This is a genomic window from Chroococcidiopsis sp. TS-821 (genome assembly GCF_002939305.1).
Taxonomy (GTDB): Bacteria; Cyanobacteriota; Cyanobacteriia; order Cyanobacteriales; family Chroococcidiopsidaceae; genus Chroogloeocystis.
In genome coordinates this window covers 105826-130863 of sequence record NZ_MVDI01000001.1, presented here as the reverse complement: position 1 = coordinate 130863, position 25038 = coordinate 105826, and the positions used below count along the sequence as shown (strand labels likewise).

At 44.1% G+C, this 25038-nt stretch carries 28 protein-coding genes and 1 pseudogene; 13 read left to right on the top strand and 16 right to left on the bottom strand.

Features of this window, described 5'->3' with window-relative positions; all coding sequences use genetic code 11:
• The first annotated feature begins 78 nt into the window (after nt 1-78).
• Together B1A85_RS00555 and B1A85_RS24210 are read left to right on the top strand one after the other, a co-directional pair.
• Entirely contained in the window at nt 79-627 is a 549-nt protein-coding gene (locus B1A85_RS00555) for a DciA family protein (protein WP_104545002.1), read from the top strand.
• A 442-nt stretch (nt 628-1069) separates the two neighbouring features.
• Nucleotides 1070-1387: a hypothetical protein gene (locus B1A85_RS24210; protein WP_210404108.1), complete on the top strand. Its 318-nt coding sequence runs from the start codon at nt 1070-1072 to the stop codon at nt 1385-1387.
• Nucleotides 1388-1409: 22 nt separating this feature from the next.
• On the opposite strand, the gene menB is transcribed toward B1A85_RS24210, so the two are convergent.
• Complete coding sequence (gene menB, locus B1A85_RS00545; RefSeq protein ID WP_104545001.1) at nt 1410-2240, bottom strand: 1,4-dihydroxy-2-naphthoyl-CoA synthase; 831 nt, start codon at nt 2238-2240, stop codon at nt 1410-1412.
• A 210-nt stretch (nt 2241-2450) separates the two neighbouring features.
• Here menB and B1A85_RS00540 point away from each other — a divergent pair, with 210 nt between their 5' ends.
• Together B1A85_RS00540 and B1A85_RS00535 are read left to right on the top strand one after the other, a co-directional pair.
• Nucleotides 2451-2900, top strand: coding sequence for a CAP domain-containing protein (locus tag B1A85_RS00540; protein ID WP_371681627.1), 450 nt, complete (start codon nt 2451-2453; stop codon nt 2898-2900).
• Between the two features lie 49 nt (nt 2901-2949).
• Nucleotides 2950-3579: a ribonuclease H-like domain-containing protein gene (locus tag B1A85_RS00535; RefSeq protein WP_104545000.1), complete on the top strand. Its 630-nt coding sequence runs from the start codon at nt 2950-2952 to the stop codon at nt 3577-3579.
• Between the two features lie 581 nt (nt 3580-4160).
• On the opposite strand, the gene B1A85_RS00530 is transcribed toward B1A85_RS00535, so the two are convergent.
• Entirely contained in the window at nt 4161-5120 is a 960-nt protein-coding gene (locus tag B1A85_RS00530) for an FTR1 family protein (protein ID WP_104544999.1), read from the bottom strand.
• A gap of 9 nt (nt 5121-5129) precedes the next feature.
• A complete protein-coding gene (locus B1A85_RS00525; RefSeq protein WP_104544998.1) occupies nt 5130-5576 on the bottom strand; it encodes a bacterioferritin in 447 nt (148 codons plus the stop codon).
• 247 nt (nt 5577-5823) lie between these two features.
• Between B1A85_RS00525 and B1A85_RS00520 the strand changes: the two genes are divergently transcribed.
• Nucleotides 5824-6942, top strand: a complete 1119-nt coding sequence (locus B1A85_RS00520) for an imelysin family protein (RefSeq protein ID WP_104544997.1) — start codon at nt 5824-5826, stop codon at nt 6940-6942.
• A gap of 15 nt (nt 6943-6957) precedes the next feature.
• A complete protein-coding gene (locus B1A85_RS00515) occupies nt 6958-8364 on the top strand; it encodes a di-heme oxidoredictase family protein (RefSeq protein WP_104544996.1) in 1407 nt (468 codons plus the stop codon).
• Between the two features lie 140 nt (nt 8365-8504).
• On the opposite strand, the gene dnaB is transcribed toward B1A85_RS00515, so the two are convergent.
• The 8 genes and pseudogenes from dnaB to B1A85_RS00475 form a co-directional block, all read right to left on the bottom strand.
• Nucleotides 8505-9860 (bottom strand): replicative DNA helicase, encoded by a 1356-nt coding sequence (gene dnaB, locus B1A85_RS00510; protein ID WP_104544995.1) that lies wholly within the window; start codon nt 9858-9860, stop codon nt 8505-8507.
• A gap of 305 nt (nt 9861-10165) precedes the next feature.
• Complete coding sequence (gene rplI / locus B1A85_RS00505) at nt 10166-10624, bottom strand: 50S ribosomal protein L9 (RefSeq protein ID WP_104544994.1); 459 nt, start codon at nt 10622-10624, stop codon at nt 10166-10168.
• 192 nt (nt 10625-10816) lie between these two features.
• A pseudogene (gene gloB / locus B1A85_RS00500) lies at nt 10817-11594 on the bottom strand (hydroxyacylglutathione hydrolase).
• A 344-nt stretch (nt 11595-11938) separates the two neighbouring features.
• A complete protein-coding gene (locus B1A85_RS00495) occupies nt 11939-12754 on the bottom strand; it encodes a TlyA family RNA methyltransferase (protein WP_104544993.1) in 816 nt (271 codons plus the stop codon).
• A 254-nt stretch (nt 12755-13008) separates the two neighbouring features.
• Nucleotides 13009-13215 carry a hypothetical protein gene (locus B1A85_RS00490; RefSeq protein WP_146087121.1) on the bottom strand — a complete coding sequence of 69 codons (207 nt, stop codon included), beginning with the start codon at nt 13213-13215 and terminating at the stop codon, nt 13009-13011.
• Nucleotides 13216-13417: 202 nt separating this feature from the next.
• A complete protein-coding gene (locus B1A85_RS00485; RefSeq protein WP_104544991.1) occupies nt 13418-15256 on the bottom strand; it encodes an ABC transporter ATP-binding protein in 1839 nt (612 codons plus the stop codon).
• A gap of 47 nt (nt 15257-15303) precedes the next feature.
• Nucleotides 15304-15687, bottom strand: a complete 384-nt coding sequence (locus tag B1A85_RS00480) for a hypothetical protein (RefSeq protein WP_104544990.1) — start codon at nt 15685-15687, stop codon at nt 15304-15306.
• Between the two features lie 169 nt (nt 15688-15856).
• Nucleotides 15857-16513, bottom strand: coding sequence for a hypothetical protein (locus tag B1A85_RS00475; protein WP_104544989.1), 657 nt, complete (start codon nt 16511-16513; stop codon nt 15857-15859).
• A 110-nt stretch (nt 16514-16623) separates the two neighbouring features.
• On the opposite strand from B1A85_RS00475, the gene B1A85_RS00470 reads away from it, so the two are divergent.
• The 3 genes from B1A85_RS00470 to B1A85_RS23780 all read left to right on the top strand — a co-directional run bounded on the left by B1A85_RS00470 (nt 16624) and on the right by B1A85_RS23780 (nt 17682).
• Nucleotides 16624-17295, top strand: a complete 672-nt coding sequence (locus B1A85_RS00470) for an SDR family oxidoreductase (RefSeq protein WP_104546255.1) — start codon at nt 16624-16626, stop codon at nt 17293-17295.
• Between the two features lie 118 nt (nt 17296-17413).
• Nucleotides 17414-17503, top strand: a complete 90-nt coding sequence (gene petN, locus B1A85_RS00465; RefSeq protein ID WP_104544988.1) for a cytochrome b6-f complex subunit PetN — start codon at nt 17414-17416, stop codon at nt 17501-17503.
• A gap of 8 nt (nt 17504-17511) precedes the next feature.
• Nucleotides 17512-17682 (top strand): hypothetical protein, encoded by a 171-nt coding sequence (locus tag B1A85_RS23780; protein ID WP_168192323.1) that lies wholly within the window; start codon nt 17512-17514, stop codon nt 17680-17682.
• A gap of 175 nt (nt 17683-17857) precedes the next feature.
• Here B1A85_RS23780 and B1A85_RS00460 read toward each other — a convergent pair whose 3' ends face one another.
• The 5 genes from B1A85_RS00460 to B1A85_RS23775 form a co-directional block, all read right to left on the bottom strand.
• A complete protein-coding gene (locus B1A85_RS00460) occupies nt 17858-19432 on the bottom strand; it encodes an alkaline phosphatase (RefSeq protein ID WP_104544987.1) in 1575 nt (524 codons plus the stop codon).
• A gap of 269 nt (nt 19433-19701) precedes the next feature.
• Nucleotides 19702-21096 carry an NAD(P)(+) transhydrogenase (Re/Si-specific) subunit beta gene (locus B1A85_RS00455; RefSeq protein ID WP_104544986.1) on the bottom strand — a complete coding sequence of 465 codons (1395 nt, stop codon included), beginning with the start codon at nt 21094-21096 and terminating at the stop codon, nt 19702-19704.
• The gene (locus B1A85_RS00450; protein WP_104544985.1) at nt 21093-21386 is read right to left on the bottom strand and encodes an NAD(P) transhydrogenase subunit alpha; all 294 of its coding nucleotides are present in this window, start codon (nt 21384-21386) and stop codon (nt 21093-21095) included. The genes B1A85_RS00455 and B1A85_RS00450 overlap by 4 nt, the downstream gene beginning before the upstream one ends.
• A gap of 52 nt (nt 21387-21438) precedes the next feature.
• On the bottom strand, nt 21439-22605 hold the full coding sequence (locus tag B1A85_RS00445; RefSeq protein WP_104544984.1) for a Re/Si-specific NAD(P)(+) transhydrogenase subunit alpha: 1167 nt from the start codon (nt 22603-22605) through the stop codon (nt 21439-21441).
• 499 nt (nt 22606-23104) lie between these two features.
• Nucleotides 23105-23281: a hypothetical protein gene (locus tag B1A85_RS23775; protein WP_168192322.1), complete on the bottom strand. Its 177-nt coding sequence runs from the start codon at nt 23279-23281 to the stop codon at nt 23105-23107.
• A 135-nt stretch (nt 23282-23416) separates the two neighbouring features.
• Here B1A85_RS23775 and B1A85_RS00440 point away from each other — a divergent pair, with 135 nt between their 5' ends.
• The 4 genes from B1A85_RS00440 to B1A85_RS00425 all read left to right on the top strand — a co-directional run bounded on the left by B1A85_RS00440 (nt 23417) and on the right by B1A85_RS00425 (nt 25031).
• Complete coding sequence (locus B1A85_RS00440; protein WP_104546254.1) at nt 23417-23929, top strand: DUF2808 domain-containing protein; 513 nt, start codon at nt 23417-23419, stop codon at nt 23927-23929.
• A 134-nt stretch (nt 23930-24063) separates the two neighbouring features.
• On the top strand, nt 24064-24201 hold the full coding sequence (rpmH, locus tag B1A85_RS00435) for a 50S ribosomal protein L34 (RefSeq protein ID WP_210404230.1): 138 nt from the start codon (nt 24064-24066) through the stop codon (nt 24199-24201).
• 52 nt (nt 24202-24253) lie between these two features.
• Nucleotides 24254-24667 (top strand): ribonuclease P protein component, encoded by a 414-nt coding sequence (gene rnpA, locus B1A85_RS00430; protein ID WP_104544982.1) that lies wholly within the window; start codon nt 24254-24256, stop codon nt 24665-24667.
• Nucleotides 24654-25031, top strand: coding sequence for a PH domain-containing protein (locus B1A85_RS00425; protein WP_104544981.1), 378 nt, complete (start codon nt 24654-24656; stop codon nt 25029-25031). The genes rnpA and B1A85_RS00425 overlap by 14 nt, the downstream gene beginning before the upstream one ends.
• Nucleotides 25032-25038: the final 7 nt, after the last annotated feature.

Here is a 25038-nt window from a genome sequence, read left to right as displayed (position 1 = left end):
TAAGCTTAAAAGCTAGTTGGGTAATAGCTTTGAGCTTCTGTCACGATCTAACCAGATTGACGTGCTATAGACTCAAAAATGTCTTTTAATTCGCTTGAGCAACTCGTGGGTGCTTTCATCGAGCAGAATGCTTTGCACGAGCGACCACTGCTACGTGTTGTTAAGTGTTGGGCAGAGGTTGTCGGTGCTGCGGTGGCTGCACACACGCGCCCGCTTGCGATTCAACGTAATATTTTATGGGTGGCAACATCGAGCGCGGCTTGGGCGCAAAATCTGACTTTTGAACGCCAGCGCATTTTAACAAAACTCAACCCTTATTTACCACCGAATAATTTGTTAGTTGATATTCGCTTTTCGACCGCAGGTTGGCAGCGATCGCCAAATACCAAGCAAGAGCAGACACCAATAAAAAACGATCACCCAAGCTACATTGTCACAGCGGTAACGCGTAAAAATCATCTCCATGCTGTGCCAGAGAACCCGCGTGCTGCGTTCCAACATTGGCAGGAGACAATGCGATCGCGAGCGCAGGGATTACCACTTTGTCCGCAATGTCAGTGCCCTACTCCACCTGGAGAACTACAGCGATGGACCGTCTGCTCGTTTTGTGCTGCTAAAAAATGGTAAGTGTTGGTTGCACCTCTTAATTTTGTAGTCACGAACAACAGACAATAGCGTTAAACCATTTCTTATTAATAATTAATTAAGAATCAAGCCTTGTTAGCAATTAAATTTGAAAACGTCAATGTTGTTCTTACTGAACAGAACATTTAAAAAGACAAAATTTTTCTAAATTTATCCATATTTATACTGATTTTGCTGAAATTGTCTTTGCACCGCAAAAGAAATTATTCTGTTTTTTGCTGATCCCTTGTTCGTTTTAGTCAAAAGCTTTCGACTTTCACTCTGAATTTTGTATCGCAATATAACAAGATTCTAAAGAAAAGATAAACTTTTTATTTAATAAAAATAGTTGAAAGCCTTACCAGTTAATTATTAGGCTTGCTTTAAGTATTTTTTACAAAGCGGCACAATAACAGGCGATGGACAATTGCTACGCAGCATTCCTATGAAAAATGTCAACTTTCCAACTTCCGCCTGTCGCTACTGTCGTTATTATCAACCGGAAGGACGGCGCGGTGGGTGTTGTCAAATGTTGGGAGTACTAGTTCAAGGAAATTGGAAAGCTTGTGAATTATCGCTTCCAGCTTTTGCCCCGTCGTGGGATCTCAAGAAAGTTATGATTGTGCCAGATGAACCAGCCCTTGTACCTACACCATCTATGGTAGAGGTCGGGGTATTGAAAGCAGAGGAGCCAGTGCGGTGCGGAGCCAGTCGCGTGCGGGGGTGTCTCCCATTGAGCGAACTGGCGCAAGCAGAGGAGTAGAGGAGAAATCTTACATAAACTCTTAAGGTAGCCAAGGGTATCGACGAAAATCAGGTTTGCGCTTTTCAAGGAAAGCTTGTTTTCCTTCAGCTCCTTCTTCAGTCATGTAGTAAAGTAGAGTTGCGTTTCCTGCAAGTTCTTGTAAACCAGCTTGCCCGTCACAGTCGGCATTGAATGCAGCTTTCAGACAGCGAATTGCGATTGGGCTTTTTTCTAAAATTTCGTTTGCCCATTGAATGCCTTCAGCTTCTAATTGTTCTACAGGCACGACGCAATTAACTAAACCCATTTCTAGCGCTTCGGCTGCGGTATATTGGCGACAGAGAAACCAAATTTCTCTCGCTTTTTTTTGCCCAACAATGCGAGCGAGGTAACTTGCCCCAAATCCACCATCAAAGCTACCAACTTTGGGACCTGTCTGACCAAAAATTGCATTATCAGCTGCGATCGTTAAGTCACAAATTAGATGCAGTACGTGTCCGCCACCGATCGCATACCCAGCAACAAGTGCGATCACTACTTTCGGCATGGAGCGAATTAACCGCTGTAAATCTAATACATTCAACCGCGGAACGCCATCTTCATCAACATATCCCGCATTTCCTCTCACGCTTTGGTCGCCACCTGCACAGAATGCATATTTTCCATCAGTATGCGGTCCTGCACCTGTAAATAAAACAACACCAATGCTCGTATCTTCACGTGCATCGACAAAAGCATCGTAAAGTTCAAACACCGTTTTGGGACGAAACGCATTCCGCTTGTGCGGACGATTAATTGTAATTTTGGCGATACCGTCGGTTTTATGGTAAAGGATATCTTCGTAGGTTTTAGCCGTTTGCCAGTTTTGCATAAAGTGTGCGATCGCGCTTCAGTTTGAGAATTTTAGCGCAGGTTCGTTGAGGATTACGCATTCTGCCGAAATAGTATAGACTTACGCTATCGCCTAATAAATTTATCTTGCGGCAGTCACCAATAAACTAGAGTGCTCAAAGATGTAAAGATTGCGATCGCTTATATTACTAAGGTAAGTCACAACTACACTGTTAGATTTACGATATCGATTGCTCAAAGAATTGTCCCCGAACAAATGTTACGTAAACCAATACCTGCTGCAAGTTCTTATACGGCTTTAGAACAATCGATTCATCGACAAATCAACGAGTATCGGCGATCGCGCAATTTACCACCACTCACTCTTGATTCTCGCATTAGCGCCCAAGCCTTAGCTCACAGCCAAGTAATGGCAAGTGGTAAGGTTTCTTTTAGCCATGATGGTTTCGAGCAGCGCGTTCAAGTCATTCGCCGGACAATACCCTATCGTGCAGCTGCTGAAAACATTGCTTGTAACCAAGGCTATAGCAATCCAGACGTGCAAGCTGTCCAAGGTTGGATTAACAGCCCTGGTCATCGCGTTAACATTGAAGGTCAATATGACTTAACTGGTATTGGGATTAGTCGCAACGCTAAAGGCGAGTATTACTTTACCCAAATCTTCATCCGCAGCCGCTAATACTCAAAATCAATTATTCTGAGTATACTCTGACCTCTGACTCCTCCCTATGGAATTAACCGATTTTCAAGTTTGCGATCGCGATATTGATGACGAAATCTTAGCGCAGTATATGAATGCGGAGACGATCGCCGTCGATACCGAAACAATGGGTTTATTACCCTGGCGCGATCGCTTGTGTCTCGTGCAATTATGCGATCCGCAAGGGCGCGTTACTGCGATTCGGATCGCCAAAGGACAAGAATCTGCCCTAAACTTACAAACCTTAATGGAAGCAAGTCACGTCCTCAAAGTGTTTCACTTTGCACGGTTTGACATTGCAACTTTAAGCTATCATCTTGATATTCAAGTATCACCTATCTTCTGCACTAAGATTGCCAGTAAACTCGCTCGCACCTACACAAATCGACACGGGCTAAAAGATTTAATTCAAGAACTGGAACAAGTTGAACTTGATAAAAGCGCCCAAAGTTCCGATTGGGGAAACGCAGCATCGTTAAGCGAACAACAACTCCGCTACGCAGCCAACGACGTCCGCTATTTGCTTTCCGCACAGCAGAAACTTGTTGCTATGCTTGAGCGCGAAGATCGATTAGAGTTAGCACAAGCTTGTTTTGAGTGTTTGCCGACAATTGTCACGCTTGATTTATTGCAATTCAAAGATATTTTTGAACACTAATAACTAGGTGGGTAGCGGTAATAGGTAATGGGTAATGGGTAATAGATATTCTATCGGCTTGACCAATTACCAGTTACCACTTACCTAACGTAGAGGAACTATTTTAAGTTTTCTCAATTTTTTGATGAAAATCGTTAGCTTTACGCTAAGCGTCGAAGTTAATTGATACTCTAAGCGTGCAAAATCTTCTTCACGATAGAATTAAAACTTCTACTGACGTTCCTCTTAAGTCCCACAATACTCAGTTCTGCATTATCTTTTCTGCTGAGCGCCAATGTTGCTCGCGCGGCTGAACCAGTTCCAGTAACAAGTGTAGAATGTCAACGCACTTCTTACACTCGTTCTTTAACTTGCCAGCATGTTTCGCAGTCGGCGGAGAGTTCTAAATTTATTACAATCCAGACTGCTGAACCAGCTCGGCAATCTGATGAAACTCCAATGCTAGAATTTACTGACGAAGAAAGTGATGCAGCTGTTAGGTTATTTGGTTGTGATTGCTTAGTGTGTATTAATGCTGTTCGTCAGTCGCGTGGTTTACCTTCGGTTTCCTGATAATTAAATTGAGCGAGTGTTACTGTAAGTTAATCTGGCTGCGAACTCGCAGGTTTTTGCGCTGTAGCACTCATTTTTTGAGTTCCCTCACCTAAACTGCGGAAGTAAACGCTACCAATCGTTACTAAAAAGCCAATATACGCGATCGCTTGCACCAAGAAGAGATTTTGACGGTAGCCAAAGAGTGCTTTGAGAACGATTCCAGGAAATTGGTTGTCGGGTAAAATGTGCGAAGTATCCCACACTCTTGGTCCTAAAATACAAGAAGGATTTTGCGCAAACTGAGCGTGATAGAAGCATAGCGATGCTAGAGTGCGATCCATATTTGCCAGCGTTGCAGCAGCAGCATCAAAATGCTTTAATGCGGAAACGACTAAGCCAGCCACAATCAAAAGTAATAAAACCCCCATTACCTGGAAAAAGCGGCGAATATTAATCTTGACACCCCACTTAAACAGCATCACGCCGATCAATACCGCCCCTACTAAACCTAAAACTGCACCAAAAGCGGGAAATAAGCCTTGTTGAAAATTAGCCGCGATAAAGATGACGGTTTCAAAACCCTCGCGCAAAACCGCAATAAAGATTAAGCTAAAGACCCCCCATCCCGCTGCTTGATTTTGTTGCAAAGTCTTCTGAAGAGAATCTTCAATCTCGGCTTTGAGATGCTTTGCTTGTTGCGTCATCCAAATGAGCATCCAACTCAGCATGACAATAGCAATAACGCTGAATATTCCTTCGATTAAAGGTTTAATAACAGGCGTATACTGAGGATTTGCAGCACTAATCGCCGGAATTACTAAGCTAAAGAGCAAACCAACTAATGCACTTGCGCCTATTCCCGCGCCCACACCTGCAAAAACCCAAGAGTTCAATTGAGTTTGCTGTGCTTTTTTGAGACACGCCAGAACAATTCCTACAACCAAAGCAGCTTCTACTCCCTCGCGGAGAGTAATGACAAAAGTTGGTACAGCAGCACTAATACTCATATAATTTCTTTACGCAGCATTACCACTAAAGTCGCGCAACATCTTTTTAATTTCAATGTTGTGTAACTCTTCTTGTCCAATCATAGTGCGAGCAAATTCTTCTAGATAGATACTTGCATCGCTTACTGTTTCTAAAAGGCTTTTGTATAATTCCAACGCTTTTCTTTCGTGATTTAAGCTTTCTTCTAAGATATCTCGCACTGTATGTTTATATGTTTCTTCCATCGGTGCAATGCGTAGGCTGGGGTGTCCTTCTAAGCCTGTGAGAATTTCGCCTACCTGTTGTGCGTGGAGGAGTGATTCGTTTGCCTGTGCTTTAAAAAATTCTACAATCGGAATTCGATTTGGTCCTGTCACCATTAGCGAATAGTGTGTATAACGCACTACGCCTGCAAGTTCAAACTCCATGATGGTATTTAGCAAGTGAATTGTTTTCTCCTGGTCAAGCTCTTTCATTGATGTATTAAATGTCCTAATGATAAAAATAAATATTTAGCAACAGTTAATTGCGAACTAGTATGAATCACTAAGCTCTGTTGCTGAAACTTACTTTTCTACAGTAGCTCAGTTGTCGCCGCTTGTTTAACTTGCAAAACTTTCTCATTCTATCCTAAAAAATTTCAAGATTTACTTAAAACGAAAAGCAAGTAAGTCGATCAATAATAATGGCAGTTGAGTTTTAGTTGCAATAAGTAGGTGAGCAATGCGTTTTCAGAATTGGCAGCAAAAAATGTGGGTAGTGGTCTGTGCTGGGATACTATTAGGTACAAGCGCTTGTAACCAGCAAACTGCGACAACAGCAAACACAACTTCTCCGGCGACTAGCAATGCTCATAGCGATCGCCAAGTTGTCAGTGACTTCGCAGATCGAGTTGTCATTCCGACTTATCAAGTATTTGCGCAAAAAGCCGCACAACTCGCAACAGCAATCGAGACTTTTGTGCAAAATCCCAACGAAGAAACACTAGCAGCTGCACAAAATGCTTGGCGCGATGCGCGATCGCCCTGGGAGCAGAGTGAAAGCTTTACCTTTGGACCTGCTGACTCACTAGGATACGATGCAGCTATAGATTCGTGGCCCGTTAATGAAACCGACTTAACAGCGGTTTTGCAAAGTAACGATCCATTAACTGTAGAAACAATTCAAAAGCGTCAAGATACAGAAAAAGGATTTCACGCCATAGAGTTTTTGCTATTTGGTACAGACAACAACAAACAAGTCAGCGACTTCAACCAACGAGAACTAGAATACTTACAAGCCTTAGGTAAAGACTTCAGCCGCGTAGCCAATGAATTAGTTGCTAGTTGGACGAAAGGAGTTGCAGGACAGCCTGCTTATCGAGAAGTTCTCGCAAGCGCAGGGGCGAGTAACAATAGCAGCTATCCTACCCTATCCTCTGGCGCAGCAGAAATTGTGCAAGGAATGATTGACAGCTTAGATGAAGTTGCGAATGAGAAAATTGGCGAACCTTTAGCGCAACAGGATACTAAATTACTCGAAAGTCGATTTAGCTTTCATACCCTTGAAGACCTAAAAAGTAACGTCAAAGGTGCAGAAAACGTCTATCTCGGTCGTTTTCCAGCGATGAACACCAATGGCAAAGGAATAAGTACCGCTGTTGCTCAAGTAAATCCGGACTTAGACGCCAGAATTAAAAGTCAATTTCAGCGATCGATGACCGCATTAGAAAGCATTCCTGCACCTCTAGAAACAGCAATTGCTAATCCACAAGCAGTACCGCAAATTCAAACCGCACAAACGACGATTGATAGTCTCCAACAAACGCTAAGACAAGAAGTTTTGCCATTAGTACAGAACTAAGCGGTAACAGTAAGTATGAACTTTTCACTGCATATTCACAGAAAACAACGCAAATTTCTCGCGATTTTTGCTGTAGCGATCGCCGCAGGAATTGCTTTATCGATTTTCTGGGGTCAAGATTGGTCTTTACCGCCGCCAATGGCAGGAGGTGCTACAACAGTTATTAACCGGACTTCGCGTGGTTTTGAACAGCCTGCACCTAATTTAAGCGCGACAGAGTTGCAAGATCATCTAGAAGGCGATCGCGCATTTGAAGCCGTTTTTGTCACGCCGCCAGCCCCCGTTAACGCTGGATTAGGACCGTTATTTAATAATGCTTCTTGTGCAGGTTGTCACATTCGTGATGGACGCGGAATGCCTGTTAAAGGACAAATGCTCGTACGCGTCAGTTTACCATTCGGACACTCTACACCTCACGAGGAACAAGAGACGATCTTCGAGTCGCATCCTGAAGCATCAGTTACGTTAGGAAATGCACCGCCTGTACCAGGAATTGGTACGCAAATTCAAGATCAAGCAATTTACGGTCATCAACCTGAGGCGGAGGTAGAAATTTCATGGCAAATGTCTTCTGGTCAGTACGCAGATGGAACAACTTACGAATTGCGATCGCCTGTTGCGCAAATTACGCTGGCAAATGGAAATCCTTTACCTCCAGAAGTGTTAACCTCACTGCGAATTCCGACACCTGTATTTGGTCGCGGTTTACTCGAAGCGATCGCGGACGAAACTATCTTGGCTTTAGCCGATCCAGAAGATAGCAACAAAGATGGAATTTCTGGTCGTCCGAACATGGTATGGGATACAACGGCGCAAAAAGTTGTCTTAGGACGTTTTGGACACAAAGCAAATATTCCTAACCTTCTCCAACAAGCGGCTTCTGCCTATGTCAATGATATGGGCGTGACTAATCCTTTGTTTCCAGAAAAAGATGGATCGGGTGATATTGACGATCGCACGCTAAAAACAGCAACCTTTTATACGCAAACGCTAGCTGTTCCAGCGCGGACAATGGTCGAAGACCCCACAGTCAAACGGGGTGAAAAGTTATTTCAGCAAGCAAATTGTGCTGCGTGTCATGTAGCAGAGTTACGCACCGCCAACCACGCAATTCCGGCTTTAGCACATCAAACAATTCATCCTTACAGCGATTTATTACTACACGACATGGGACCAGAATTAGCCGATCGTAGACCCGACTTTATGGCAACCGGAACAGAATGGCGAACACCACCTTTGTGGGGTTTGGGGTTGACTCAAACTGTATTACCTTACTCTGGCTATTTACACGACGGTCGGGCGCGAACACTTGCAGAAGCTATTTTATGGCACGGTGGAGAAGCTGCCCAAGCAAGAGAAAACTTCAAAAAGATGCCACAAAGCGATCGCGATGCTTTAGTGCGATTTCTAAATTCTTTGTAAGAAATACCATTTCTCTGAATAAGAACTACAATTATTCTCTCTTCTGCCCACGCCAGTCGCCTCAACGGGGGAAACCCCCGCACGGCGCAGGCTCCTCTGCGGTCTGTTTGTAGAAACTTTAAAGCGAAACGGTATAAGTGCTAATAACTAGGCGGCTTGGCTAAATTCTTGAATTTCGTATACTGCGGGTCAAATAATAGTTTTACCGTACCCGTAGGACCATTACGGTGCTTTGCGGCAATGACTTCAGCAATTCCGCGATCGGGAGTATCGCTGTTGTAGTAATCATCGCGATAAATCATTAAAACAAGGTCGGCGTCTTGTTCTAACGAGCCAGATTCGCGCAAGTCGGAGAGTAAGGGGCGTTTATTCGTACGTGCTTCTACTTGGCGACTCAACTGCGATAGCGCAATTACAGGAACTTTGAGTTCTCGTGCCATACCTTTGAGCGATCGCGTAATTCGCGATAATTCTTGAACGCGGTTGTCGCTGCTACTACCTTCCATCAGTTGTAAGTAGTCGATCAAAATCAGCGCTAAATCGGTGCCTTTTTCGGCTTGCAACCGTCGGGCTTGCGATCGCATTTCCATCACCGTCATATTTGCGGTATCGTCGATATAAATTGGTAATTCGGATAAATTGCCAAACGCACGGCTTAATTGTTCCCACTCGTTTTGGCTAATTCGCCCCGCGCGCATCCGATGACTTTCGATTCCGGCTTCGCTGGCTAAGAGTCGCTGCACTAATTGTTCTTTAGACATTTCCAAGCTAAAAACGGCGACAGATTGCGCGTAGCGTGCTGCGATATTCTTGGCAATGTTAAGTGCGAGTGCCGTTTTCCCCATTGCTGGGCGTCCTGCAAGGATGATTAAATCAGAACGTTGGAAACCACCTGTAAGCGCGTCGAGGTCGTAAAAATCGCACAATAGTCCTGGTAGCGTTTGTCCTTGGTCGCGGCTTTCAAGTTCTTGAAAAGTATCAATCAGCGTATCTGAAATCGAGACAAGACCTTTTTGCGGGCGTTCTTGCGTAATACTGAAAACTTTTTGCTCCGCGCGGTCTAAAACTGTTGCTAACTCAACATCGGTTTGATAACCTAATTGAACGATTTCATTGCCCGATTCGATCAACTTGCGCCGCAGGTATTTATCCATGACTAGCATTGCTAGGACATCAATATTGACGGCTGAGACAGTGCGGTCTACAAGTTGAGTAAGTTTGCTTCTCCCGCCAATACGAGTTAGGAGATCGCGATCGGCTAGCCATGCAGATACATTGAGTAGATCCGTTGGCTTTCCCTGATTATGAAGTTTGAGGGCGGCTTCGTAGATTTCCCTGTGGGCGCTAATGTAAAAGGCTTCTTTGACAAGGCGATCGCTAACACGGCTAATTGCTTCAGGGTCGAGTAAAATTCCTCCCAAAATTGCTTCTTCGGCATCAATATTCTGTGGAGGTAAGCTGCCAATATTATCTTGAAAACTCAGTTGTTGAGTCATGGCGCAGAGGTCAGAGGTCGGGGGTTAGGGTTACGACTAGAAGAATTAAATCCTACATTTATTATCACTTTTTCCGTTAGCCTTGATTGTCTTGGGTAGGGTTACACAACATACGACGTTTATGAAGAAGCCTGGCGACTGAAGTCGCTGCTTGATAAACTAAGCCCACCTGCGTGGGCTAATCCCGTTTTAAGTTGCAGTTGATTTAGTCAGGTAGCAAGCAGAGACACTTCAAGTGCAAAAGAAAAATTGCGTGTCTTTCTCATTTACAGGCGCAAACACCACCCTGACCCCTGACCTCTTTCTTACTCTGGTACAACTTGAATTTGAATTTCTGCGGTTACTTCCGGATGAAGCTTGATTTCAGCGGTGTAAGTCCCTGTTTTTTTGATGTCGGGTAAGGTAATCCCGCGCCGATCTACCTCTTGACCGATTGCTTGTTGAACTAAAGCTGCGACTTCGGGAGCAGTTACAGTACCAAAAATTGCGTCTTTTTCACCGACTTGTTTCGCAATTGTGAATTGCCCTACTTTATCTAATGCTGCTTTTTGGGTTAAAGCTTGTTGGCGTAGTTCTTCTTGACGCTGGCGTTCTTTTTCGCGTCGGCGTTCGACTTGTTTGAGAATACCTGGAGTTGCATGCACTGCGAGATTTTGGGGAAGCAAATAATTGCGAGCGTAACCTGGTGCAACTTCAACTAAGTCTCCAGATTTTCCTAGCTTGCTGACATCTTGATTGAGAACTAATTGCACGCGTTTTGCCATGGTCTTTCCTGTAGTAGTTCAATGATGTTGGTATCGTTGCCAAGGTTTAAATTTGAAATTTGGTCGCAATCTCTAATCGTAACGAAATGTAGCAAGCGATCGCAACCGTTCATCATACTGCGTTAGGTTCGTCTACAGCAATAGCTCGTATTCGCGCACAATGTTTGTTACTAAAACGGTAGGCGTCATCAATCAGAACTGATCTTTCATACCGCGCAAGCGTGTAAAAGTTTGCAATGCATCGTTGCTGTGTACTGCGGACTGTAACTCAGGTTGATGACAACGCAAAAAAGGATTCGTCCGCTTTTCGACGTTCAACATCGAGGGGATTGTAGCTTCAGATCGATTGCGTGCTGCTTTGACTATTTCATAACGAGCTTGTAATTCGGGATTTCCACCGTCTACTGTGAGTGCAAATTGCAAGTTCTTTAAAGTATATTCGTGGGCGCACCATACGCGCGTATTGTCTGGTAAAGCTCTTAATTTTGTCAAAGAATCGAGCATTTGTGCGGGAGTTCCTTCAAATAAGCGACCACAACCTCCAGCAAATAATGTATCGCCACAGAATAAATCTCCGTTTATGTCTGGTGCTTCTGGCGGGAAGTAGTAAGCAATGTGTGCGCGAGTGTGTCCTGGGACAAAAATAACTTCAGCACTGCGATCGCCAAAGTTAACGCGATCGCCTTCTTTCAAGAAAACTTGCTGTCCTGCCTGGTATTCTGCCGCGATCTTTCTCACCACCATACACTGTGACACTTGCAAAACGCTGAATTAACTTACGATTACCACCTACGTGATCGTTGTGATGATGCGTATTAAAAATTGCAATTAATTCTGCACCTAGTTGCTCTAGCTGTTCTAGTACTGGTTCTGCCTCCGCTGGGTCGACAACCGCAGCTATATTTTGCATGGGTTCATGCAGTAAAAAAATGTAATTATCATAAAGTGCCGAAATTCTGATGACTTCCATTGCTTGTGTTCTACCGCTCTTTAAATTAATAACTTACTTTGAATAATTTTTGTTGAATAAAAATACTTAATTTATAATTTAATTATCAGGAAATTTATACCTGCTTTTAATGACTAAACATTATAATAAGCGAGGATTATAGCTGCGCCAAAAGTATTACTGTCATTTCCTGCATCTTACGGACATTCAAGTATTACCAGAAGATTAAAATTTACTGAAAATTTTGTTTGAATCTTCAAGTTTTACGAGGATATTAATCGTAGTAAGTAGATGGGCAACGACACTTTTTTGATTTGTGTATAAAATTTAGAAATAAATTGGTATTTGTGCGATAAAAAGTAGATTTACTTCGTGGCATGTGCGCGGACTGTTTGGGTAAACTGAATAATTTGAGGAAAATCAGGGGTTGGTACGGGACTACTCATTCCTAACCATAATAAGTATTCAACATTACCAGCAGGACCTAGCAACGGCGAAACAGTCAAGCCACGATATTGCCAACTCAATTGTTGTGCGGCTTGTAATACTTGAAATATCGCCTCAGCTTGCGCTTCTGGGTCGCGTACCACGCCTTTTTTCCCAACGCGCGATCGCCCTGCTTCAAATTGCGGTTTGACGAGTAAAACTGCTTCGCGTGGAGGCTGTAATAAGTCCCATAAAGCAGGTAAAATTTTGGTCAAAGAAATAAAAGATACATCAACTACCGCAAAATCAGCCTTAGTGTCACCTTCTTGATATAGTTGCTCTGGTTGCAAATAGCGTAAATTGGTGCGTTCTTTCAGAACAACACGCGGATCGTTGCGTAAACCCCAGTCAACTTGTCCGTAGCCAACGTCGATTCCGTAAACGCGTTTTGCCCCAGCTTGTAAGAGACAATCGGTAAAACCACCAGTCGATATTCCGCCATCGATGCAAACGCGCCCAGTGACTGAAATGTCAAATTCAGTTAAGGCTTTCGCTAACTTTTCGCCGCCGCGTGAAACGTAAGGCGATCGCGCTTTAATATGAACTACTGCTGTTGTCTCAACCTCGGTACCAGGCTTATCAATGACTTGTTGATTGACAAAAACTTCACCAGCGCGAATTAAGCGTTGGGCTTGTTGTCTAGAAGTGCAAAGTTCTAAATCTACAAGTAGCGTGTCGAGTCGTTGTTTAGCCAAGACGAGATTACATACAAAAGAAAGGCAGAAGGGAGAAGGCAGAAGGCAGGAGGCAGAAGTTTTATTTTAAGCAATACGCTTTGTGGTTATGAAGCCCACTTAAGTAGAAATTTTGGATTAAGACACACAAGCTAAAGATACAAGACGTTCTTGCTGTCATCCCAAATTTTCACGTGTAAGTTCTTTCTACCTTCTGCCTTCTAGCCTCATTCTTATGCCCTTATCTTAATATCTATTGTAATGCTTATAAAGTGCTACCAAAGGTTACGGTAGATTTCTCCTTCCCAAGTACTACTCCAGTTCGTCCCAAACGGAAATTGCTGCCAATCCATCGTTTCATCAGAAGTAACGCGCGTCAACGATATCAACTCCGATTGCATTTGCTCAATAAGATTTTGTTCCGCCTCTGTTAGCAGTACTTCCGCTGATTGATCCGAGTTTTGCGCAGAATTGACCATCATGGCAACATCAAAATACTTGCCATTGATTTTGACGCTAGTTTTGTTAAAATGTCAGTCTTCTTAGAAATTCTTTACTTTACTTTTTTTGCTCGTGGATAGGGATGAGTGGCTAGTGGCTAGTTGCTAATGGTTATTTATGAGTTGAAGACGTAGGAGTTTTGAGTCAACCCTCATGTGTCATTATTTGTTCTTCTCTACTTCCTCACCGATATCCCGCCGCTTGTAGTGAGAAAAGTCGGGCATAACGTCCTTGGGCTTGAAGTAATTCTTCGTGCGTTCCTTGTTCAATTAATTCTCCACCTGAGAGGACAATAATTTTATCTGCCATGCGGACTGTTGAGAAGCGGTGCGAAATTAAAATCGCCATCTTATCTTTGCTAAGCGTGCGAAATCGTTGGAAGATTAATACTTCAGCTTCTGCGTCCATGGCTGCGGTGGGTTCATCCAAAACAAGAATATCGGCTTTTGTCCGCATAAAAGCCCGCGACAGTGCAATTTTTTGCCATTGTCCGCCAGAAAGTTCTTGACCGCCTTTGAACCAACGTCCTAACTGCGTGTAAAATCTATCTGCCATTTGCTCGATAAAAGGTTGCGCCATGCCTTTTTCTGCGGCAATATGCCAGTGTGGTTCTTCAGCTAAGTGTTGAACATCTCCGACACCAATATTCTCGCCAACAGTGAATTGATAGCGGACAAAATTCTGGAAAATCACGCCAATCCGCTGATGCAAGACCTCGATATTCCATTGTTGTAAATCTAAGCCATCAAGCAAAATTCGTCCTGAATCTGGCGAGTAAAGGCGCGTTAGTAATTTAATTAAAGTCGTTTTTCCCGAACCATTTTCACCGACGATCGCCAGTTTCTCGCCTGGCTTAAGATGCAACGACAAGTTTTTTACAGCAGGTTGCAAGCTTCCTGGATACGTAAACGTCACGTTTTCAAAGCGAATACCGTCTTGTGGCGCGATTCCTTGAGTAGCGTTACCGCCTGGCTTGGGAATATCTTGTTCGAGAAACTCATAAAGATTAGATAGATACAACTGATCTTCGTACATTCCTCCTAGCGAAGTGAGTGCAGACGAAAACGTTGTTTGTCCTTGGCGAAATACAACGAGATACATCGTCATATCACCCAGCGAAATGCGTCCGGCGATCGCTTCTACAACAATCCAAGCATACGCTGCATAAAACGCCGCGCTACTGAGTAAACCCAATGCATAACCCCACACGCCTCGGCGTAAAGTTAAATCGCGGTCTTCACGGTATAAGCGATTAAAAATATTGTGGTAGCGTTGTAGCAACATTGGTCCAAGTTGATATAACTGCACCTCCATTGCAAAATCTTCCCGCGCAATTAATGTTTCTAAATAATGCTGTTCTCGCGTTTCTGGTGCGCGCCAGCGAAATAAGCGAAATGCTTCTCCCGCAAATTTTGTTTCGGCGATAAATGCAGGAATTGCAGTTAAAACGAGTGCTAACAACGCCCACAGCGAAAATTGCAGCAGCAATCCACCGTAGGTAACGAGTGCCAGACTATCTTGAACAATACCAAACGTGCGACTAACAAGCGACAACGGACGACTTGATGCTTCGCGCCGCGCCCGCGTCATCTTATCGTAAAATTCCGAATCTTCAAAATGAGCAAGATCGAGCGTTAAAGCCTTTTCTAAAATTAAGACATTAACGCGTTGCCCTAGTAATACGCGTAAAAGCGATTGACAGATACTTAGTCCCCGTTGACTACCTGCGAGTAAGGCGACTAGAACAGCTTCTAGTGTGAGATACCCTAATGCGATCGCTTGATTATTTTCCAATCCTGACTGCGAGGCGACGACAACCGCATCAACAATCAACTTACCAATGTATGCGATCGCGGCAGGAAGTAAACCTGCTGTTAAAGTAAATACGGCAAGAACAATCGTGAGAACGCGGCTAGTCGTCCACACAAGTTCGATAGCCCGTCCGCTATAACGAAGTATTGCGAGTATTTGTCGCAAGCTTTGCTGCAACGGGAGTGCGATTCCCTGCGGATAACTTTTCATCTACGATTCAATACGGGAAACTCACTCTTTTTACTTACCCCAGCTACTCAATTCCTCTTCTGCTCGTGATACTCTGATATGTGTTCGTAAACTTCTTCAGGAAACTGCAAATCTTTGTAAACGTTACAAGCGTCAGGATTGTCAGGATTGGGGCAAATCGGAAAATCTTGTTGTTGCTGCCATTCCAATACTCTTTCGCGGCGTGGAGGATTATAATCTTTACCTTGCACTTGTTGATAAAGCGATCGCGCGTCTTCTTCACTAAAATCGCGGTCTTTTTGGAGATATTCAATTAACTCTTTTTCGCTTAAAAAGTGCCGCGCTACCATCGCAAACACTAATCTACCGTAATGACCTATATCTTTACCCGCGTCTAAAGCATCAAGTAGATGCGCCATCATGTCGCTTTTGCGTAAATCTGCAACTGCCATATGCGATGTTCTCCCTGAATAATAAAGGGGTCATCAGAGGTCAGGGATCAGAGTTTTTCAGATAGAACTTAAACTAATGAGTCATTTCTACCAAAATAGATTTTTCTATGAATCCTGACTTCTGGCTACCTCGCCCTTCTTCATTCTACTTGAAGATAGTACACGAGTACTAAATTGATGAAACAGTGTCGCGTAAAGGCGGACGCCAGCAGAGGTATAGCAGAGGACCAAATAAAGGCACAAGTGCAAATACCCAGAAAAGTTGTGAATTGCTAGAATAACCGCGACGCGCCATATCGTCACCGAGTACGGTAGGAAACAACGCAGCAAATATGCAAAACGCCAAACTCATACCGTGAATAAAGCGATCGCCCAAAAATTGTTGAACGAAATCTCCCCAATCGCCTGCGAATAAACCAAAAGCAACTAAACCAAGCGTAAATATCGTCACAGCAATACCAGTACTGCGCGAGTCTAGCAACTGTAACCAAGGATCTTTAGCACCAGTAAATTCTTGATTTGCTTCGCGTAAGGCTAAGTAAGGAATTAATCCGATAACACCTGTACCAAGTGACGCGAGTGCAAAAGCCCAAAACGGAATCTTCTGCATTCTGCCATCAAAAAATAACACGCAGCTATAAATGAATACCCAAACACCAATAAGCGAAAACAACGATAAAATGACTGGATTCACCTTCGTCCACTGCAACGTCAGAATCTCGATCAACAGTGTTAAGGTTTCTTGTAGATGCAACGGTGGTGCAAAAAACAGCACATAAATGATAAATGCTGCCCAAAGCACCCATAAAATAATTTTTCTACTCATACAGTAAGCAGGTGAAAGAATGTAACGAAAATGGTAATTGGTAATTGGTCATAATTTTGATTCCTTACCTATTACCTGTTACCCATGAAAATGGAGCGAATGAATTGAGCATGACAAATCCATCCTACATTTTTCTGGCGGGAGCCAGCCGTGGCGTCGGTCGAGAAATTGCGCACTGCTTGACACAACAACAATTAAAAGTAAAAGCTTTACTGCGCAGCGAGGCGACTCGTGGAGAATTAGAAGCAATGGGAATTGAGGTTGTTTTAGGCGACGCGTTGCGTGTCAGTGATGTCGAAAATGCAATGACACAAGGAATCACCGCTGTTATTAGTACGATCGGTGGTTTACCCAAAGATGGCGATCGCGCCGACTATTTAGGCAATAAAAACCTCATTGATGCAGCCGTCAAAGCTGGAGTACAGAAATTTATATTAGTTTCTTCAATTGGTAGTGGCGATAGCGCGCAAGCTTTACCACCGCAAGCTTTAGCGACATTAGGTTCTGTATTAGCCGAAAAGGAAAAAGCTGAACAGCATTTGATTCACAGTGGGCTAACGTATACAATTATTCGCCCAGGTGGTTTAAAATCAGAGCCTGCAACAGGTAACGGCGTGCTTACCGAAGATCCGCGAGTTGCAGGGACAATTCACCGCGCTGATGTCGCCCAACTTGTTTGTCGCTGTCTTAATTCGGAAAAAGCAAATAACAAAATTCTCTCAGCCGTCGATCGCCAAATGACATACGGTCAAACTAATTTTGTCGAATTTAACCTAGAGTAGCAATTTTCCCGATCGACAGCCTATTCCCGTTTACCCATGACCAAAAATAAGATGGGAATGTTAATTTTAAAGTATGATAAATTTTGAAATTGTTTTACAGAATGTTTGATACACGGCTATGGAAATTCTGACACTCGGTTGGGTTATGCTGCTTGTTACCTTTACGTGGTCGATTGCAATGGTCGTTTGGGGTCGTAACGGACTGTAAAAGCTCAAGTGGAAACGACGACAGCACTTAATGTTCTGGTTTTAATCGCCTTTGGGTTACTAGTTGCAGTAACCGGAGGTGTTTTGTACTTAACAGCTGCTGATTGGCGCGATCGCCGTCGTCAAGATAAAGAAAAACGCGAAAATCGCATCCAAGGTAGATATAAACGCAAGAAGTAATTTACCGCTGTGCAAAGTTATGATTTGCGAGCCTTGAGACGCGGATTTCACTCAAAACTTGGAATTTTAGACCTCCTGCACGAAAAAAAGATTGGGTAGACCCCAGAGAAAGTCGCAAGGCATTTATAATTCATGCAGGAAGGATATTGCGTATCCTATTGACAAAATCGTAATTTTATGCCTTCTGAGCGCCTGGTTGTCCATTTTCTACGATGAAGGAAGCCAGGGTACTTGCTGGGGCTTGCGGATCGAGAATTGATGAAACGACTCGATAATCGCTACGCCATTGTTGGGGCGTAAGTTGACAACGAACGTAGCCGCGAAAAGCTCCATCAAAAAACTTTGTATGTGGGTTATTGGCTAAAGCTGCAGTGACTGGGGCGATAAAGATGGCTGGAAAATCAGAGGAAATAGAAGTTCCCACAAATTCTGTACCAATGGTAGGTGAGGCAGGATTGTTGAAGTCGGCTTTAAGATCGTGTACCCAGCTAGAGTGAATATCACCTGTAATCACGACAGGGTTATTAGGTTTGCGTTGTTGGATGAAATTAAACAAGCGATCGCGTGCAGCAACGTAACCATCCCACTGATCGAGATTAAACAACTCGCTATCCAAACGCGCATCAAAGTCAAATTGTGCCATCATTGTTTGTTGCGCGATGACATTCCAACGCGCCTGCGATCGTCCCAACCCTCTATATAACCAGCGTTCTTGTTCTCTACCCATCATTGTTGCCTCTTGAGCAAAAGCTTCTGCACATCTTGGTTTTAATCCATCGTCACACGGTTGATTGGTGCGGTATTGACGGGTATCTAAGACAAAGAACTCTGCTAAATCTCCAAAAGTCAAACGCCGATAAAGCTGCATATTAGGACCTTTGGGCAAGGAAAATAAACGCAATGGCATATGCTCGTAATAAGCTTGATAAGCATTTGCCCGGCGCTTGACAAATTCTTTCCGCGTTTGCTCGTCTTCAGGAATTAAGTTGGCGTAGTTGTTCTCAACTTCATGATCGTCCCAAGTGACAATCCAGGGAAACTGTGCGTGAACTGCTTGCAAGTGAAATGCCGTTTTGTACAAAGCATGACGGTTGCGGTAGTCGGCAAGACTGATAGTTTCAGGACTGTTGTGTTGGCGTGGTTTACTAAAATCAGGTCCGTACTCGTAGATATAATCGCCAAGATGAACGACAAAATCGAGTTCTTCCTGCGCCATGTTGTAGTAGGCAGAATAAAAGCCATTTTGCCAGTCTTGGCACGAAGCAAACGCAAAAGTCAGTTGTTGTAAGCGATCGCCGCGTGCAGGTGCAGTGCGCGTTCTCCCGATGCGACTTGTCTCATTACCTGCTTTGAATTGATACCAATACCAGCGATTTGGTTCTAATCCTTGCACTTCGACATGAACCGAATGCGCAAGTTCAGGAGTGGCGATCGCCGTTCCTTTTTGCACAACTTGCTGCATTTTCGGATCTCTTGCGACTTGCCAGCGAACTTCAACGTTTTGGGTTGGCATTCCCCCACCGTTAAGTGGTTGCGGTGCTAGCCGCGTCCAAATGACAAAACCATCGGGTAACGGTTCTCCTGAAGCAACACCGAGTTTAAAAGGATAATCAGAAAACTTTGGTTGAGCAACGACTCGCCGCGAAAATTGGCTAGCGATCGCTAAACTTGTTAATACACTCACACCCATCAGCAAGCGCCGCCGCTGCATCCCCGTCAACAGCAAACGCTCTACATCCCAACGAGTCATGTGTTTACTCCTCTTGTATTTTCTTCAGCCTTGAGAAGCTCAACTTACAGCGCCAAGCTCTATCTGCTGCAACAAGAAACTAGCAAGTGTGTATTAACTGCTCGTCAAGGTAGTGTTAAAGTTGACTTAACTTTGATTGATATATCAGTGGCTTTTGTAGTAAGGTTCAGAGGTTTGAGCTTTGCATTGCTATACATAAAAAAACTTGCCTCAAGAGGATTGATCTCTTAAAGCAAGCTCATAAATTTATGAGTTGTGATTAGGATAGTTTATAGCTGCTTCACTTCAGAAACTAACTTCGAGACGACATCTTTCGCACTACCAAAGAGCATCATCGTTTTATCTTTGTAAAACAGATCGTTATCCACCCCAGCAAAGCCGGTACTCATTCCCCGCTTAATCACAATTGTGTGCTTAGCGCGATCGACTTCTAAAATGGGCATTCCATAAATTGGGCTAGAGGAGTCGCTACGCGCTGCGGGATTGACGACATCGTTTGCCCCAATGACCAACGCAACATCGGTTTGCTCAAATTGAGGATTGATATCATCCATGTCGTACAGCTGCGGATACGGTACATTCGCTTCGGCAAGTAACACATTCATATGCCCTGGCATTCTTCCAGCAACGGGGTGAATCGCATACTTAACATCAACCCCCATTTTTTCGAGTTGATCTGCCAATTCACGAACGCTGTGCTGTGCTTGCGCAACTGCCATACCGTAACCAGGAACGATCACCACCGATCGCGCATAACCCAACATCATTGCGCCTTCTTCAGGATCGATGCTGCGGACAGTTTTCTCTTGCGTACTACTACCACCGGAGGCTCCTGCCTTACCAAACGAGCCAAACAAGACGCTTCCCAGCGAGCGGTTCATTGCCTTGCACATGATCTGCGTCAAAATCAGCCCTGATGCACCGACTAAAGCACCCGCGATGATCAGCATATTGTTCATCACGACAAAACCAGCAGCACTTGCTGCTAAACCGGATAACGAGTTCAACAGCGAAATCACAACTGGCATATCGCCACCACCGATTGGTAGAACGAATAATACGCCAAGGAGTAGGGAAATACCTGATACTGCTAAGAATATGGGTAAATTTTCCGGAGAAACTAATAAATATCCGCTACCAACAACAAAACCAACTAAAAGTAAGGCATTGAGTGGTTGCTGTAAGGGAAATGTTATAGGCGAGCCGCTGATTAAACCTTGCAATTTGGCAAAGGCGATCGTACTACCGGTAAACGTGACACCACCGATGAATACATCCAACAGCATCGATATATTGGCATCGAGGGGAATAGCTTGCGACGTTCCCATCAATCGCCAAAACTCAGCGACAGCAACAAGCGCAGAAGCCGCCCCACCAAGTCCGTTTAACAAGCCTACCATTTGTGGCATTGCCGTCATCGCGACTTTTTGTGCGGCGATCGCCCCAATTAATGAACCAACTGCCAAGCCGACTAAAATCATTTCATAGCTTAGTACCTGCCGATCGAGCAGCGTTGCCACAACAGCAAGCAACATCCCAACGGCGGCTAAGAAATTGCCTTGACGTGCGGTAGCAGGCGAGCCTAATTTTTTTAAACCGATGATAAATAAAGAAGCCGCGACTAAATAACTTAACTGAATTCCTGTTGGTAGAAAGTCACTCACGCTTTCACCTCTTTTTTCTTAAACATTTGCAACATCCGATCTGTTACGAGAAAACCGCCGACGACGTTGATGGTTGCTAGCACGACGGCGATTAAGCCTAAAATGACCGATACGCTTCCCTCATTAGCACCTGCAACTAGAATCGCGCCAATGACTGCAATGCCTGAAATCGCATTCGCGCCAGACATCAAAGGCGTATGTAGCGTTGGCGGGACTTTATTAATAACTTCAAATCCCGTAAAAGATGCCAAAACAAATACAAATAAAGCAGCAAGTAATGCTTCTGTCATTGAAAAATCTCCTGATTGGTAATTGGTAATTGCCTTGATTACCTGTCACCACTTACCCAGCTGTGGCACTACTCAACGTTGCCAAAGCTTCTTTTACGCGTTGATTGCGAATTTCACCCGCGTGTGTAATGCAAGCAGCGTTGATAATATCGTCTGCAAAATTTACCTCTAGATTGCCATCTTTGATCAGCAGTTGCACGAGCGAAAACAGGTTTTTAGAATACAGCTGACTGGCGTGAACAGGCATCGATGAAGGTAGATTGATAGGACCAATAATTGTCACGCCATTGCGTTGCACGTCTTTACCTGGTTCTGTACACGCACAGTTTCCACCTTGTTCAGCTGCCAGATCGACAATTACTGAACCTGGCTTCATTTGAGCTACCATCTCTTCTGTCACGAGTAGCGGCGCTTTTTTGCCAGGGACTTGTGCGGTTGTAATCACGACGTCCGATTGCTTGACGTGTTCGGCGACAACTTCTTGCGTACGCTGCTTGGCGGCTTCTGAGACTTCTTTGGCGTATCCACCATCGGCAACGGTGTCTTCGTTAAGTTGTACTTCAACAAATTTAGCGCCTAAGCTTTGAACTTCTTCTTTGACAGCAGGGCGAATATCAAAAGCTTCTACTACAGCGCCCAAGCGTCTGGCGGTGGCGATCGCTTGTAACCCTGCAACCCCCGCACCCATGATAAATACTTTAGCTGGTGCGATGGTACCTGCCGCTGTTGTCAGCATCGGAAAATATTTTGGCAGTGCTGCTGCAGCAATTAACACGGCTTTGTATCCCGCAATCGATGCCTGTGATGATAGCGCATCCATGCTTTGCGCTCTAGTTGTGCGCGGGATCATTTCCATACTCAGCGCGGTAATTTGTTTTTGTGCCAAACGCTGAGCGATCGCCGGTTCTCCTAACGGATTTAGGAAGCTAACTAAAACTGCGCCTTCACGCAATAAATCTATTTCTAAGCGTCCGTCTTCGCGCTCTTTAGGTATTCCTACTTTGAGGAGAATATCAGCTTCTCGCCACAAAGTATCGGTGTCGTGAATAATTTTGGCACCTGCGGTTTCGTAATCTGCATCAGTAAAAAACGAGCTTTCGCCTGCACCTGCTTCTACCCATACTTCAATTCCTTTTTTCAGCAATCGGGTGACAGTATCCGGTACTAAAGCAACGCGACGCTCGCCAACTTCAATTTCTTTTGCAACTGCTAATTTCATGCAATCTCCTTCCTGACCATCTCTCAAATAAGCAACTCAAAATACGCTTTTTGCTAGCTCCTCCAGCCAAAGGAAAACCTCCCCGCGAGTGTTTAAATTAGACATTGCAAAGTAGAGGTGGTGTTTCTACTTTGCAACTACGTGGAGGTTTTATCGGTTTGGCAATTGCAATTTAATATTTTTCAAAACTTAACTTGTACTTAACTTTGCCCATCTTATTGCGATCCCCAAGTGTCAAATTCCAATCTTTAGCTTCTTTTATAAATTGAGCTGCCAAAGCATTTTCTCTGTTACTTTTTGTAACTATAATGCTGAGTCATCAAGATTTTCTTGAACAAATTGGGAGTCTTGATGAATTTAGCGTATCCGATCGGCATTTGTGTGGCAAAATGTTTCAATTTTTATAACGAAAATCAAAAATATAGACACACTGGTACACATTTATCAATAAATAACTGCGAGTTCGGCAATAAAATAATTTCGACTTCGCTTGTTCTTGCTACTTTTCAGCAGGAACACCCGCAATAAAAAATTGCAAAGCATTGGCACTTTTTTCGACTACAGCCAGTCCAACATTATGGGAGCGAGCGATGAAGCGAGGGGGAAGGAAACGTTGTAACACGCATTTGCTAAATTGAATCGTAATGCTTTGCGTGTCGGACTGCTTCTTCTCCATGCTGTTCCTGCTGGAGTATTAGACCTGATTCACAGGATGAAATTCTGGTTTTTTTGCCTTCGCCCCTTTCTGGTAAAGTTTAGTAAAAACACCTACTATTTAGGTATCAAACCGATGGTAGCCACAAAAGTATCTATGCGTCGTGTAATTTCTGCTTTAGCCGTTACTAGTTGTTTAATTGTTGGGTTTCCTGTTGTTTCGCTTGCCCAGTCCTTGCCTGGATTTACAATATTTAGCGGCGTCAGACGCGAAAACCAGTTGCCTTTTCGCTTAGATTTTGGCGGAAAAGCTAACGGCTGGGATCGCTACCGTTTGCGTATTCCAGGCAATAGACTGAATGTGGCTGTTGCTCAATTTACAGTTTCCTATCCTGAAAACTATAAAGGTAGGTTTGACACTGACAGAATCGAAGTTCGTGTTAGAGGAAAGAGCATACCACTACAAGAAGTGCGATGGGATCAAGAAAACCGCGTTGTGGAAATCTTTCCTGTGGAACCTGTGCCCGCTAATACGCGTACTGAAATTGTCTTTTCTAATGTGAGAAATCCCACATTTGGCGGGATGTACTATTTTAACTGCCAGGTTCAAACGCCTGGGGATGTGCCACTGCTGCGCTATGTAGGTACGTGGATTCTGAGTATCACATAAGAAGGACTCAGGGGTCAGAGGTCAGGAGTGCCGAATGTACTGTATCTTCCTCGCGGCTGGGGTTACATAGTTGGCGATATTTGGTGATACAATAAGAGATTGTGACTTTTTCATAAACAGCTAAGCAAGGAAGAATTATGAAGCGCACTTTAGAAGGGACAAACCGCAAGCGAAAAAGAACCTCTGGCTTCCGTGCTCGGATGCGGACTCCAGATGGACAAAATGTTATAAAAGCCCGTAGAAAAAAAGGACGTCATCGGTTAGCGGTTTAGTTGAGTACAAATTGCAAAAATCTAACGTTGATACGTTCGAGATCGACTACGCGTGGCTTTACGTAAAGCAAATCGACTGCAAAGTCGGCATGATTTTCGAGCAGTATTTCGAGAAGGAATCCGCCGTAGCGGTTCGCACATAACGTTGAGAGCCTTACAGCGGAAAGCCCAGTATAGCGTAAACCCGGCTAGTCAAGATCTGCAACAATCTGAGTTAGCAGAAGTCCCAACGCGTTTTGGAATTTCAGTAAGCACAAAAGTTAGTAAACGCGCTGTGATTCGCAATCGAATCAAGCGTCAGATTCGAGCAGCTTGCCGTAATTTATTGCCGCGCATCGCGCCCGGATGGTTACTGGTGGTAATTGTACATCCGTCAGCGGTACAAGCTCAGTGCGATTACGATCAATTTCTGCAAGAATTAGAGCAGTTGTTGACCGAAGCTGAGGTGATAGATGGGCATTCGTGAGGACGTATTTTTTGAAGGCGGACCGCATATTGGAGATCTCATTATTAATCTACTTATTGGACTAACAATAATTGGTCTACCGTTGACCATTGGAGCGATTGTACGCGCCTTGTGGCTGCGCTATCGCATTACGAATCGTCGTATTTCAGTAACAGGAGGTTGGCAAGGACGCGATCGCACCGACGTGATCTATGCGGAAATAGTTAAAATTGTGAAAGTTCCTAGAGGTGTCGGCTTGTGGGGAGATATGGTACTGACGCTCAGAGATGGTAGTCGTTTGGAATTACGGGCAGTGCCCAAGTTTCGCGAAATTTACGACTATATCAACGAGCAAGTGGCTGCTAAGAAAGTAGGTGCAGCTTAGTCTGAAC